Source organism: Paenibacillus monticola, from assembly GCF_009664975.1.
Taxonomy (GTDB): Bacteria; Bacillota; Bacilli; order Paenibacillales; family Paenibacillaceae; genus Paenibacillus_AQ; species Paenibacillus_AQ monticola.
In genome coordinates this window covers 162,310-176,186 of the sequence record NZ_WJXB01000008.1, presented here as the reverse complement: position 1 = coordinate 176,186, position 13,877 = coordinate 162,310, and the positions used below count along the sequence as shown (strand labels likewise).

Here is a 13,877-nt window from a genome sequence, read left to right as displayed (position 1 = left end):
TATATTGCTCCCTTCAAATGAGAATGTCCGTGTTAGGCTCTACTCCACGGCAATAATTACATCTAGCATTTTTTCACCCCAGAGCATGAGACGAAGCTTCATTTTATAGGCATCATTAGCGGAGCGATGTATTTGCTTGCTACCCCAACCGGTTTCGATAACATTGCTAGACGCATGGGTTCCACTGTTATAGCTGGTATTACTCCTATTGTTCGTCCCTGTAACTAGCATTTCGCTCCCCCTTAGTTTAATTTGCATATCTTCTTTCCCCCTACAACGCAATTGATAGCGCTTACTATTCTTATCAACATCATTATGAAACCGGTTTCGATTCGAAAGATATGCCTCTTCTTCTAAAGTTCTTTATCCTCATGGAGAGAATATCTAGCCAGCATGGACTTTGCTCTATATTCACCGGGGGATATACCCTCTAGCTCCTTAAATACACGGGCAAAATGCTTACTGCTCTCAAAGCCAACTGCCACAGATACCTCCTCCAGCTTGCTGCGGCTCTCAGATAATAGCTTTTTGGCATGGCTAATGCGAACTTTTTTCAGGTATAGAACAAAGCTCTCCCCCGTATACGCCTTGAATGCTTCACTGAAATAGGAATAATTCAGTGATACATGATTACTAACCATCGCCATATTAATCGACCGAGAAAAGTTGGCTTCTATATATTTTAGCGCTTCATTCATATCCGCATGCTCCGTGTGAACAGATCTCACACGCAAAATATAGTCGTTTACACCGATAAGCAAATGCTCAAGTGAGCGATAATAGTCGTGAAAATGACGAAAATTATACATATTTCCAACCATACGGTACAACTTCAATACCTCTACAGAAGCTTCACCATGAACGCGGAACACTTCATCAAGCACCCGCTCATTGATTTTCCGGCCCACTGTCTCCAGGTAGGACAAATCCAATTGCTTAAGCTGTTCAGTCTGAAAAATAACCATCAGGAGTCCTTTCATTTCTTTCTCCCGATCCGTGCCCAGCATATTAAGCAGTTTACGCAGCTCCTCCTCCGGAGCCAAGGGATTCACTCGTCCTTCGTTGATATTCGAGAAGTCGATAACATTCGCTTGTGGATACAGAAAAGTGTATTGCAGCGCCCGGCAGGCCTCTTTGTAGCAGGGTCGAATGTCAGAATACGACCGACCTTCTCTGCTGATTCCAATTAACAGACCCTTTTGCTCGCGGGCTTCGGCCTGCTTCGACAGATCCTCAAAGCACTGCTTGCCACTCCCGATCAGTACCAACTTTCCTTCCCAGTCGGTTAAGATCTCTGCGAATGTCTTTTCAAGCGGCCCGATCAGCCGTTCAACCAATCCCTGCACTTCCCCCGGTTTCATTCGCGTACCATCGTTGTAGTGGTAATCCAGCACGCCCACCGTAAACGGCACTGCCAAGCTACACAATTCCTCCTGTGCTTCATGGTCCAACTGTACATCTCCTTGCATTAACAGACCCCGTAACCGTGTCGCTCGTAACTCCCTGCGAAAACTTTCTGTTTCCTGCTCCAGCTTACGGGTATTATGCTCCTCTTCATGCCATTCCTCGTTAATGCGCGTCAGTATTCCAAACAGCTCATCACGACGAATAGGCTTTAACAGATATTCCTTAACGCGATAGCGTATCGCACTTTTAGCATATTCAAAATCATCATAACCGCTTAGAATGACAACGGCTGGTCCCTTTCCACCTCCGGTCTCCGCGGTTATCTGTCCCAAAAGTGTAATCCCATCCATCACGGGCATACGGATATCGGTAATCATTATATCTGCCCGTTCCTTCCTGTACATCTCAAGTGCCTCTGCACCATTGCCCGCCATTTCAATAACATATTGATCTGGGAATTCCCGCTCTATCATTGTCTTTAGTCCATTGCGGATATTCTTCTCATCATCTATAATCAGCAGCCTCATCATAGTTGCTTGTCTCCCGTCAAAAGAACTTTTGGCAAGGTCATGAACACTGTCGTTCCCCTCCCTATAGAACTCTGTACCTCAAGTCCATATTCTTCGCCATAGAACAACTGCAGACGTTGATGTACATTTCTTAGCCCGATTCCTCCAGCTCTGCGCGTGTGATCTCCCGGCTCGGAAGCGAATTCGCTCACTTCCTCTTTGGCATAAAGAGCTTCGTGCAAAGTCAATAATCGATCCGTTGTAAGTCCGCTGCCATTATCACGTATCGCTATAAAAATATCCCCATCCCCTTCCGAAACATCAATGTGGATGGTTCGATTCTCCGCTTCCTCTTGTTCCCCGTACCAGGCATGCTTCACACTATTCTCAACTATGGGCTGCAGCGACATTTTCAGCACCTCCAGCTCAGCATAGGAATGCTCAATATTCAACATCAGCACTATGGGGTGCTCGAAGCGAATATTCATCACTTCAATGTAATTCTCGATATGGCGAATTTCATCACGCAGCTTAACATACTCACCAGACCATTTGAAATTATAACGCATCATCCCGCCGAGCGAGGTTAATGCATCCGAAATGGTCCGCTGGTCCTCCATTTCGGCCAACATCTTAATATTCTCGAGCGTATTATACAGGAAGTGCGCATCAATCTGATTGTGCAGTGTGCGCAGCTCTGCTTCTTTCGATAATGCCTGCTTGTATACGGCTTGGGCTACCAGCGTATTAATCGTATTCATCAGCTTAGAGAAATGATGCGCCAGCTCGCCGACTTCCCCTCCACCCCGAACAGTGATTGCAGTGTAGGCTTCGCCTCTGCGCACTTTTTTCATCGTTTCGGTCAAGACACGTAGGTTCTTAAGAATAAATGCATTCAGTACATAGGCAATTGCGGTTACTAATATAATAAAGCCGATATTCACTCCAATAATCAGGTTGCGTGTGTGTGAAATGTCCTTCATAACGCCTTCCATAGAAACTACATTGAGCAGATACGCATTAATTCGATCCAGCGGTGTGTTTATAAGCAGAAATGACTTTCCATTCTCTGTATAGTTAATATCCCAATTCCCTGTCTTCCTGTACGCCTCAAGGCGATCTGCGATGGCAACGGCCATTTCCCCATTCTCCTGCAGAAACGAGTGGTCTGGACGCGTAAACAGCTGCATTTCCTCATCGACAAGAAACATTTGAGACTGGCTGTCCTGCACAGTTGTATAAGTCTTGGGTGTAAACCGCTCCAGCAGCATATCGACTTGAACCATCCCGATGTGGTTATTTGTCGGAACGCTCATTTCACGTAAGAGGGAGACCTTCGGTACAAGCTTCGGAGTCTGTCCGGCGAAACGATTCATCAGCTCAGTGTCATTATTCAGAAAAGACCAGGACAACTGCCCTTTCAGCTTCAGTGCTTTCTGATACCACGGCTCAGTGGATACACGGACCTCACGGAAAAAAATCGGCCAAATCTCATGGACATTGCTGTTCGAATACAAGCGTAAATGTTCAAGGTTAGGATTGTTGTACTGGATGCGCGTCATATTAATAAACACATCGGTATTAAACTCGACCAACTCACTCAAATCTGGCTCTTTCGTATAAGCGAGATATTCCCTCACTTCTTTATCTTCATAAGCCATTTGAACAGCCCGTTCCATCGATTCAATCTGATTATTAATATACAGCTTCTCCATCTGCAGCAGATAGCTGTTTTTATCAATGGCATCACTGACGTACGTATTATTAATAGCTCCATATGAATAAAAGGACACCATTAAACAGGGGCCCAATATAATAAAAATATAAGCGGCAATCAGGCGGCTTTGAAGTGAGCGGCGCCCAAACCAATAGGTGAACGAATCCCATAAACCTGCTGTACGCTTGCCTAATTCCAAATCTATTGTCCACCTCGCTGATAAAACGTCTAAAAATCACCCAAAGCCCGCGGTCAGCGGGCATTTAGGCAATCTAATAGTACATAATTATATATTACATACCAAGCTTTTTCTTGTTTTCTTCATATTTCACTTGTTGGAAGGCTTGGAATTTATCAAGACCAATTTCCTTTTGTTTGTTGATATACTCCGTCCAAATTTTATCAAATTCTGCATCGGAAGGAGCCATCAGCAGCTTAGGAAAGGTTTTGCCGCGCAGTTCTTTAATCTTACTACCGATAATACCTTCTGGAGAGTTACCCAGTGGATCGATTTGGTCAAATTCAGAGTTACTGAATGCTTTTCCTCTCGTCCAATCTTCCAGCTGTTTGTAAGGCTCAACCGATTTAGGGGCCCATTGGTCGGTGATATTTGTATTCTGCATCATCCAGAAAGTGAATGAAGAACCGTATTTCTTATCAAACGCCGAACGGTCTTTATTCATCAGATCAAATACTTCAGGCTTAAATTGATCTTTTCCGTCAATAGTATCATAGCTGACACCTTTTTCACCTAAGAATAGATCTTTATTGCCTTCTTCACTGTTCAGGTAGCTGAGGAACTTGATAGCACGAGCTTTATCCTTTACATCTTTGGAGATCAGGGTTACTGTCCAACCGGAAATACCAGGGCCGTTCAGACGTGGTGCATCCAGGTTAGTGTTAGCAGGTCCATCCACAGCGATATAAATTTTGTTCGGATCTTGCTGATACAGCGTACCTAGCTGTGCTGCGAAGTCAGTACGTTGATATAGCATTGCGAAATATCGGCCTTGAGTAATCTTTTCTTCCATCTGCGGACGTTTGTCGATGAAAATATCCTTAGCAAGCAGTCCGTCTTGGTTGGCTTGGCGGAGTGTCTTCATCCAGCGGATATATTCAGGGTCAGTTTCACGGTTATACAGCTTGCCGTCTTTTTCCCGTGGAATCGCCAAGAAGTTCTGAATGTAACCTTCCAAGGAATCGTTACCGGTTGCGGTAAACTCGTGCAGACCGAGTGGGATTAGCGGTTGACCATTGATATCAGGGAATTTCTCTTTAGCCATCTTGAGAGCGTTCAGGAAACCTTCTGGTGTCCGCATATCAGGACTGCCAATGGCTTCGTACATATCCTTGCGTACAACAAACACTTGGTTCGAAACATAGTTGTCGCCATACTTTTCATAGTCAGCCGGGGAGGAAGAAGAGTTCGGATAGCCATAGACATTACCGTCCTCTTGCGTGTTCCATCCGAGCTTATCAGCATCGGAAACTTTGAAGAAGTACGGATCGTATTCTTCAGCCAGCTTGTTGAGCGGAAGCACCAGATCGCCTTCAATCATTTTCTTGACAGCGTCTTCCCAGAATCCCAGCGTAATGAAATCGGGCATCTTACCTGAAGCAATCAGGGTATTCAGCTTTTCATTCTCATTACCTGCAGGAACGATGAAGTTAAGATTAACACCGGTTTTCTTAGTAACATATTGGGAGGTTGGATCAACGCCCCATTTATTAGGGAACCAAGCAAAATTCAGGTACCAGTCAAACGTAATTGGCGAAGTATCTGATTTCCATCCTGGTTCATCCGCCGATACTGCAGCAGCAGTTGGTTCTGTTGTAGCAGCAACATTTGTTGTATTTCCGTTGTTTGCTGTTGTTTCGTTGTTCTTGTTAGCGTTGCTAGAACATCCTACTGTGGTCAATGTCATAACCAGTGCCAGTAACAGCACCATCATTTTCCCTGGTTTGCGTGTTATGCCCATACTTTCTTGCCCCTTTTCTGATAATTGTTTAGTTATAATTGATAACTCCAGAACCGCTGTAAGGCGGCTGGAGATGTTACCTTGGGTCATGCAGAGCAGAGTTCCTTCGGAACTCAACCTTTAATGGAGCCAATCATCATTCCTTTGACAAAATAACGTTGCAGGAACGGGTAGACGAACACGATTGGAAGTGTAGTAACTACCATTGTGGCCAGTTTGATGGACTGTGAGGTTACCGTTCTGTTCGCGGCGTTGCCCTGCACGGCCACCATCATCTGACTTGAACTGGACTGGGCCACAACACGGAACAGGTACGTCTGAATCGGCTGCAGCGTCTCGCTATTGATATAGATCATCCCTGTAAAATAATCATTCCATTGATATACGCCATGGAATAGCGCAATGGTAGCGATAACAGGCATGGATACCGGCAATATGATCCGCATGAAGATAGTCCAGTCATTTGCCCCGTCAATATGTGCTGCTTCCTCTAAACCCTCGGGAATCTCCCGAAAGAAGGTCATGAAGATAATGAGATCGAAAAAGCTGAACATAACCGGAATAATGTAAACTAGGAAATTCTCCAGAAGATGAAGATCCTTAATTAACAGATAAGTCGGGATGAGTCCACCGCCGAAGAAAAGCGTAACCGTACCCATCAGAATATAAAACTTGCCACCAATCAAATCTTTACGGGAAAGAGCATAGGCAACCATAGCTGTAAAGAATACATGCAGGCCCACACCAAGTAGCGTTTTGGCAACGGTGATCCACATGGACTGCATAATGCCTGGACTGGCGAGCACTGCCTTGTAATTTTCCAGAGTAAACTCGCGTGGCCACCAGTAAATGTTGCCCAGCATGGCGTCTTTGCCATCGTTAAAGGCGTTTATCAATACGTACCAGATGGGGTACAGGGTAAGAAAACATACACACAACATAATGAGATTATTGGCTAGATCGAAGAGGGCTTCGCTCTTCGTTTTGCGGTTTAGAGCAAACATGTGCAGGTCCTCCTTGGCCTAAAACAACGATGTGTCGTTGATTTTTTTGGATACTTGGTTGGCAATCAACAGCAATATGAGAGCGATAACCGATTTGAACAGTCCGACCGCAGCAGAATATGAGAAACGGCCTGAAAGAAGTCCTGTATAGTAAACGTAATAGTCAATTACGTTACTGGCGCTGTCATTAAGCGAGTTGCGCAGAACCAGGATTTGGTCGAAGTTAGAGTTCAGCACACCGCTGACCGAAAGAATAAACAGAATACTGATCGTTGATTTGATCGCCGGCAGAGTAACGAACCACATCTTCTGAAAACGACCAGCTCCGTCAATGGTCGCCGCCTCATACATCTCGGGAGATACTCCCGCAATAGCGGCCAGATAGATGATGGCTGACCAGCCCAGCTCTTTCCAAATATCCGAGGTGATGATGATCGTCCAGAAGTACTTAGGCTCGGCCAAATATGAAATCGGTTGATCAATCATATGAAGAGCCATTAAAATATGGTTAATGATCCCCACATCCGACAGCCATGTAGCTAGAATCCCACCAAGCACAACCCAAGAGAGAAAATGCGGCAAATATGAAATCGTCTGAATAGTTTTCTTGAATCGGATCGAACGAATCTCGTTCAGGAATAGCGCGAATATGATGGGCAGTGGAAATCCGATAACTAACTTGATTAAACTGATTCCCAAGGTGTTTTTGATGACACTTGCTAAATTGTCGTCATCCAGAAACTCCCTAAAATGTGCAAGTCCTACCCATGGGGCCTCCGAAATCGACTTGACGATGTTGTATTCCTTGAAGGCAATAATAATGCCATACATCGGAATGTAGTTGAATATAATCATCCAGACTACGCCTAGTAGAGCCATTGTTTGCAGATGCCTTTGGACGACAAGTCTTTTCCACAGCTTACGGTAAGGGCTCACAACTTCTTTCTGAACCGGCGGTATCCCGAGAGGGGCCATCGTTTCCATGGGTACTGTTGTCATTTCATTTCTTTTGTTTTTCATCTTACGGTCCTCCAGGCTCCAGCTAGATCTCTATTTTTAAAAGCGCTTACAGGGTATAGATCAATTTTATTAGTTTTTGCCCAGGACCGTAAGGTTTCATATTTTGGATAAGGGGTTCCATATTTCGGATTGAGTCACATTCTCTACGAAAAATGGAACCCCCAACTTCATACGTTACGTAAGTACCACCTGAATCTCGGTAATTTCACCGCGCCGCAAAGCCTCCGCATGCTCCCCGCGCAACAATGCCCCGGAGATCTCGATTACTGTTCCCTCCCGATAGACAAGCTGAAGACTCTTAATGACTGTCCCCTGCTCTCCGAAAGTATCCACTCGACGTGGATTATAGTAGGTCACTCCTGTACTTCCAAGGAAGGTGAAGGAAAGATAGCCTTGCTCATCGAATAGCCATCCCGGCAGTGCCGGTGCCAGCGTCAAGGCAAGCTCTCCATCCACGACCGAGAATACCTTCTTACCCGCCATCATTACTCTCCACATACTGAGAAATTCTGCTGTCGATCCGCTCAGCCTAGCGACGAACCCTCTGCCATGCACACCGGGATCAGGATTGCCGCCCGTAGCAATAAAGGATGAATTCTCTAATGTGCTCCGTCCATATACAGCGGGGTCCAGGAACGGAACAAGTGAAGTTGTTAATTCTCCATAAAACTCTTCATATAGTCCGGCCTTCAACAGCTCCAGCAAATATTTGTAGGACATATGCAGGAAGTTTGACTCTCGTTCCAGCCAGCCCGGCGTAAAAGCTCGCATACGGCCAATTTCATTAGATTCCCCGTCAAGGCTGACCGAGGTTTGATACATGGAGGTAGTAGGATCATACAGCTCTGTTTTTTTGATGAAATGGTAGACGCTCTTTGCCTGTTCAGGATCTTTCAGCGTCTTTAGCCAGCGTGTTGGACCTTCCAGGAAATAAGGGAGTGCATAGACTTCAAATGCCTCAACTACAGCCTTAGGTAGTCCATACGCACTGATTACTGGGTTCCCCTCATGATCCTTCACCGGATGAAACTGAGTCGCCTCAAAACGGAAATAGGTCGGAACTAGACCGTTCCCCAATTCAACTGCCTGGCGGATACCCTCGTCCAGCTTGGTAAGGAATTTGGTGAGTACTTCCCGGATAAACCCAAGTGAAATTCCAGACTGCAGGCCGCTGATTCCAAAACGAACCGCTTCCCGGTAAGCCTCACGAGCTGATGCTACAGTATCCCAATAACGGAACTGCGTAAGCTCGTGAGACAGCACGGAAGTAACCGCAAGTTCTACCTGCTCCAGAAATTGGGCCATTTCCACCGGCAGTTCCATGTTTAGTTCCTCATTAGCCTCGTTCTTAAGCACATCCAGCAAAAAGACAACATTCCGCTTCAGTTCAAACGTCTCACTCATCCCTGAGCCAAACAATCCCGGCAGCCCGTTCATGGCATCATTCCAGCCCGGCTTATTGCCCTCCATCTCCACACCTAATCCGTAAGGGTCAAGGGTGGCGAATTTATTGAGCGTCAGAGATAACATCTTCACGAACAGGCTGCTGCGATAAATAGAGCCATGTCCGCCGTCCACGCGCAGCCAGTGGGTATCTCCGGCCTTCCGTTTCAGCTTGTGCAGCTTCTCCTCATCCTCTAGCAGCGCCCCATATTGCCGCACTTTGCCGTCGCTAATGACATACTTCTCACTGCGGGGCTGAACATACGCCGGACTATCGTAAAATGCGTAGTCCTCGTCCCCAAACAGCAGCTCTTGTCTTTTATCTGGAAAAATATCAAGGTAACCCTCTACCAGATCCAGGTTATAGGTCCAGTGATCAGACCAGAAGCCTTCCCCGAAAGCAGCCTCTATGTTCTGCTGGGACATGGAGAGTATGGACGATAAGAACTCCTCTTCACTCACCGTCAAGGCAATGTTATGGTCGGCAATGTAGTTGATCAGTCGTCCTGGTGTAAACTTTCCACGGCACAGTATGTCTAACCCCTCATCATGACCGGGTGCAACCTCCCCAAGCCATTGACCAAGCTGCTCCTTATGATCGGCGGTCACTTCGAAGCTCGTTCCCTGCACACTCAGTGGGTTGTTGCCATCTGCTTGAATCAGGCTGTAAAACATTTTGATATTGAAGCTGCCTACTTTCGGATTAAAAAAAACATCATTGCGCCGGTTCTGATTCATGTCCCGAAAATTCCCGTTGCCTTGCGAATAATATTCCGGTGCGAGCGAGAAGAAGTTATAGTCGCGCTCCATATCGCCGTGCTTGCGTGAGTATAGATGGACGACATAACCGTCTTTGCCATTATCGAATATAAAAGGATATCCTCCGCGCAGGAAGTTATCGAGATAAGACTGCCGGCAGTAGGCATCGAATAAGGCAGAGGAAGTATGGGTAGAAATGTCTGCCGTCAACTCCTCCGTGAGGCTGGCCGCTTCCTGAGCCTTGCGGGTAATATAATCGTCACTGCATAGCTGCTGCGCTTTCCGATTGATTTTGTCGATATCGTTCACATGTCCGATTAGAGTATTCAGGATCAGAGTGGCCCCTGGAGCAAGATTCCGCTCCACACCACTGAACCCGCAAGGCACCTTGTTGACCGGATATTGGGGCAACTTGACAAGCTCCGCAAGCGGCAGTTCCGCGAAACGGTCAGGGTAGGCCAGCGACGTATTGCTGCCAAACACAACCTCAAAATCAACGATTGGTGCAAGTTGTTCCCCTTCTCCGGTAAAGGACAAGTAGAAATGACCATTGGTAATTTCACTGACCTGCGCATCATCATTTGTGCTGGAGCGCAGCTTATAGAACGGAATGCCCTGCTCCAGATTATAGACTTCCATCCAGCTGCGCAGCAGGTTGCCGATATCTTTGTAGCCACTGTTCTCTATCCCGTAAGGCAGAATTTCCGGCAGACCATCGAGTAGCTCGAATTCAACCGCCGTGTCACTGATATTCTCAATCTCCACTCTACGTACCAATGCTGCATAGTCATCATTTGGCAGATTGAAATAATGTACAGTCGTCTTCAATCCATGCCCACCATGAATTTCCTCGATGGTAAGTCCGTTAGGCAGAATCGTCATGATCCGCTTGGCTGCGGAATCGGGACGCGCCGATTGAAAAGGCTCATAGATTTCTGAATCGCCTTTGATTTTGATAAAAGTCCGGAAGCCGGATAAGGCTACATTCTTATAGGAAATATTGGCCGGAGAGAATTCCATGATCGGTGAATTCTTATCCCGTACCCCGAAGCTGCATACTCCTTGTCCCCTGTTCACATAGAAGGTCCACATCGGGATTCCTTTTAATCCGGCCAGCCCGGGCAGAAAGCTGGCGAACGGCTTCCCCTCATGAAATTGTTCCATCACAAATGTTCCTGACTCTTGTTTCCCTGACTCAAAATAATAATTGCTCACGCCTACGCCTCCTTAGAGTTAATTAAAGTGAAATTAGTTGCGTTGTGATCGAATGTGCAGCCAGCTCGCAAGTGGCTATTTCTCCGCCCAGACCCAGGCTCACCGTACGCGCAGCTTCGCCTTCATTCATCAGCACAACAGCTATGCTGCCATCCGGATTGCGGAATGCCGTGGATAGGATTCCTTCCACTCCGGACTCAAGTCCAATCCGTACCGCGCCTGCTGCAATATATTTACTGAAATGCCCAATGTAATAATAAGAACTGTTGTAATGAATCTCGTCGGTTGTCGTATCTGCAATAATAGGCGCATCACAGAGATTCCCCACATGATTGGGTCCTCCAGTCTCATCCAGCACCAGATTCCAGTCCAGATAACCCTCTGTCCAGGCATTGAGATCGCCAATCATGTTCCGGCCGTAACGTTCACCCGTGAACCATTCACCCAATTTGACTCCGCCTTCCTGACAGCCCTCGGTGAACAGCAGATGCTTATCCGGAAACAAGTCATGAACCTTCTCCACCTTGTCGAATTCCTCGCCGCCATACCAGTGAATACCGGTTCCCCACACATACTGTGCAGCTTCAGGATCGGACAAGACCACTGAGGCACGTTCGACCATAATATCGCGGTTATGATCCCAGATCACAATGTTCACATCACTAAGGCCTGCTTCGTGCATAACCGGACCGAGATGATTTTTCACAAAATCCCGTTCCTCCTCAGCACTGTAAATACAGGAGTCCCAGACCTGAACCGCTGCAGGTTCGTTCTGCACGGAGACCGCCCAGATTGGAACTCCTTCCTTGCCATAGGCTTCGATAAATTTGGCATAATAACGCGCCCATAGCCCAGCGTATTCCGGCTTCAATGAGCCTCCGTTATTCATTTCACCGTTAGTCTTCATCCATGCCGGTGGACTCCACGGGGATGCAAGCATCGTAAAGGCTCCACCTTTTACTTCCATGGCATCCTTAATAAGTGGCAACACCCACTTGTAGTCATGGGATATATCAAAGCTAGCCAGCTCCGTGTCGTTATCCTGCACATACGTGTAGTTGCCGAGGGCGAAATCACAGCTATGAATATGGACGCGGCCCATGTTGTAACCCAGTCCATCTACCGGATGGAAGTACCGCTGGATGACTTCAGCCCGCTTCTCCGTGCTCATTCGTGACAAGGTATAGGCCGCCGCTTCCGTAAAAGCACCCCCAAAACCAAGCATCTTCTGAAACTCCAGCTCCGGCTTCAGTTCCACATCAGCTGCCTCGCTCCCAGCTCTTAATTTAAAGGCCAAACCTTCCTTGCGACTCAAACGTTCTCCCGTTTCCTTAGCCGTTACTATAGTGTGAACTATTGTCATTGCATCCATCTCCTTAGATTGATTGATTAATTAGATTGGTAGGATTATTAATTGATTTTAACATCTGTTTAGGTAAATCGAAACCGGTTTCGATTTACCTAAAAAAAAATCACTTCACTTATTGTCCAATTTAGCTGTTAATTATGCTGTTAAATTTCTCGAATCAGTCAATTTTTCCTTTATAACAGCAAATTATGCCGTTATTTTCATCCCATTCTACCTTGTAGGCTGCTATTCGCCGAATTAGAGGCATAAATGCACGTTAATCGATTATTAAGCGATATATACGCCATATTAGCAGCATAAATTCACGTTAATATAAACTCACTTCAGTTGGTGCCTATCGACTCTGTCAAATGCATCAATCAACTCCATTCTAAATTCCATCGCAGTGCACCTCCACATGCCAATGTCTCCTATTCCACACTTCTCGGAGGGGCGCAGGAATCTCTGACAATCAATTCTACAGGAAGCTGTAACGCCTCCATGCCTTCGTGTTCTTTGTCGATGGTGGAGAACAGAAGATCTGCCGCCTGGCTTCCAAGTAGAACCGTATCCTGCCGGATGGTCGTCAAAGCAGGTGTGACATACTTGGCCAGATCGATATCATCATACCCGATGACCGAGATGTCAGTCGGAACGGAAAATCCGCTGTCTTTTGCCGCCATGACTGCCCCTAATGCCAACAAGTCTCCTGAAGCAAAGACTGCAGTTGGTCGGTCTGGTAGCTGAAGAAGCCCTTTCATCGCGCTATAGCCGTTCTCTAAGGAATAATACGGACCAGGTACGATATAAGAGTCGGGCAATTCCAAACCCAATTGCTTCATTGAAGCCTTATAGCCCCGCTCTCGTTCGCTTCCTGGGAACGTGCTCACCCCTCCAGAAATATGAGCGATTTTGCGATGCCCCAAGGAAGCCAGATGATCTACCGCCAGTATCGCACCAGCCATATTGTTGGAACATACCGTATGCGACTTTGGAGTCTCAAAATCCAGAATTACTGTAGGGATAGCGCTGTCCAGCAGTTCTTGGAAATACGGGTCCTCATAATCCGACAAGAAGACAACAACCCCATCGACACCACGAATCCGACAATTCTCCAAATACCCACTCTGCTTGCCCCCGACATCTTTGGAGATAAACATTAAGGCATAACCTTTGGAGACAGCTACCTGCTTAAAGCTCTCAATGACGCTGCTAAAAAAAGGATGTCGAATACCGACTCCCGTGCTCTCGATGAATAATACGCCGATCGTCCATGATTTCTTGGTGGTCAGCGTACGGGCATGGGAGTTCGGAACATACCCCATTTCCTGAGCTGTCCGGATGATATCCTGGCGCGTCTTCTCCCGCACATCAGAGTAATTATTAAAGGCCTTGGATACGGTTGTTGGAGAGTAACCGGTTCTTTTGGCAATATCGTATATAGTAGTCACTCCGATTCACTCCCGTCCAAATGTA

9 protein-coding genes are annotated in these 13,877 nt (G+C 46.5%); all 9 read right to left on the bottom strand.

Features of this window, described 5'->3' with window-relative positions:
* Positions 1-39: 39 nt before the first annotated feature.
* The 9 genes from GJB61_RS20640 to GJB61_RS20600 all read right to left on the bottom strand — a co-directional run bounded on the left by GJB61_RS20640 (position 40) and on the right by GJB61_RS20600 (position 13,852).
* Positions 40-258, bottom strand: coding sequence for a hypothetical protein (locus tag GJB61_RS20640; protein WP_154120907.1), 219 nt, complete (start codon positions 256-258; stop codon positions 40-42).
* 95 nt (positions 259-353) lie between these two features.
* Positions 354-1,937, bottom strand: coding sequence for a response regulator (locus GJB61_RS20635; RefSeq protein WP_154120906.1), 1,584 nt, complete (start codon positions 1,935-1,937; stop codon positions 354-356).
* Complete coding sequence (locus GJB61_RS20630) at positions 1,934-3,832, bottom strand: cache domain-containing sensor histidine kinase (protein ID WP_154120905.1); 1,899 nt, start codon at positions 3,830-3,832, stop codon at positions 1,934-1,936. The genes GJB61_RS20635 and GJB61_RS20630 overlap by 4 nt, the downstream gene beginning before the upstream one ends.
* A gap of 94 nt (positions 3,833-3,926) precedes the next feature.
* Complete coding sequence (locus tag GJB61_RS20625; protein WP_154120904.1) at positions 3,927-5,612, bottom strand: type 2 periplasmic-binding domain-containing protein; 1,686 nt, start codon at positions 5,610-5,612, stop codon at positions 3,927-3,929.
* Between the two features lie 113 nt (positions 5,613-5,725).
* Positions 5,726-6,616 (bottom strand): carbohydrate ABC transporter permease, encoded by an 891-nt coding sequence (locus tag GJB61_RS20620; RefSeq protein ID WP_154120903.1) that lies wholly within the window; start codon positions 6,614-6,616, stop codon positions 5,726-5,728.
* Positions 6,617-6,634: 18 nt separating this feature from the next.
* Positions 6,635-7,600 (bottom strand): ABC transporter permease, encoded by a 966-nt coding sequence (locus tag GJB61_RS20615; RefSeq protein ID WP_154120961.1) that lies wholly within the window; start codon positions 7,598-7,600, stop codon positions 6,635-6,637.
* 210 nt (positions 7,601-7,810) lie between these two features.
* Positions 7,811-11,053: a cellobiose phosphorylase gene (locus GJB61_RS20610; protein ID WP_338115989.1), complete on the bottom strand. Its 3,243-nt coding sequence runs from the start codon at positions 11,051-11,053 to the stop codon at positions 7,811-7,813.
* Between the two features lie 22 nt (positions 11,054-11,075).
* Positions 11,076-12,416, bottom strand: a complete 1,341-nt coding sequence (locus GJB61_RS20605; RefSeq protein WP_154120902.1) for a glycoside hydrolase family 30 protein — start codon at positions 12,414-12,416, stop codon at positions 11,076-11,078.
* A gap of 416 nt (positions 12,417-12,832) precedes the next feature.
* Entirely contained in the window at positions 12,833-13,852 is a 1,020-nt protein-coding gene (locus tag GJB61_RS20600; RefSeq protein WP_338115988.1) for a LacI family DNA-binding transcriptional regulator, read from the bottom strand.
* Between the last annotated feature and the right edge of the window lie 25 nt (positions 13,853-13,877).

Excerpts from the sequence above, each read along its gene's own strand:
- GJB61_RS20615 (WP_154120961.1), bottom strand. The coding sequence starts at position 7,600 with ATGGAAACGATGGCCCCTCTCGGGATACCGCCGGTTCAGAAAGAAGTT.
- GJB61_RS20625 (WP_154120904.1), bottom strand. The coding sequence starts at position 5,612 with ATGGGCATAACACGCAAACCAGGGAAAATGATGGTGCTGTTACTGGCA.
- GJB61_RS20640 (WP_154120907.1), bottom strand. The coding sequence starts at position 258 with ATGCAAATTAAACTAAGGGGGAGCGAAATGCTAGTTACAGGGACGAAC.
- GJB61_RS20620 (WP_154120903.1), bottom strand. The coding sequence starts at position 6,616 with ATGTTTGCTCTAAACCGCAAAACGAAGAGCGAAGCCCTCTTCGATCTA.
- GJB61_RS20635 (WP_154120906.1), bottom strand. The coding sequence starts at position 1,937 with ATGATGAGGCTGCTGATTATAGATGATGAGAAGAATATCCGCAATGGA.
- GJB61_RS20605 (WP_154120902.1), bottom strand. The coding sequence starts at position 12,416 with ATGACAATAGTTCACACTATAGTAACGGCTAAGGAAACGGGAGAACGT.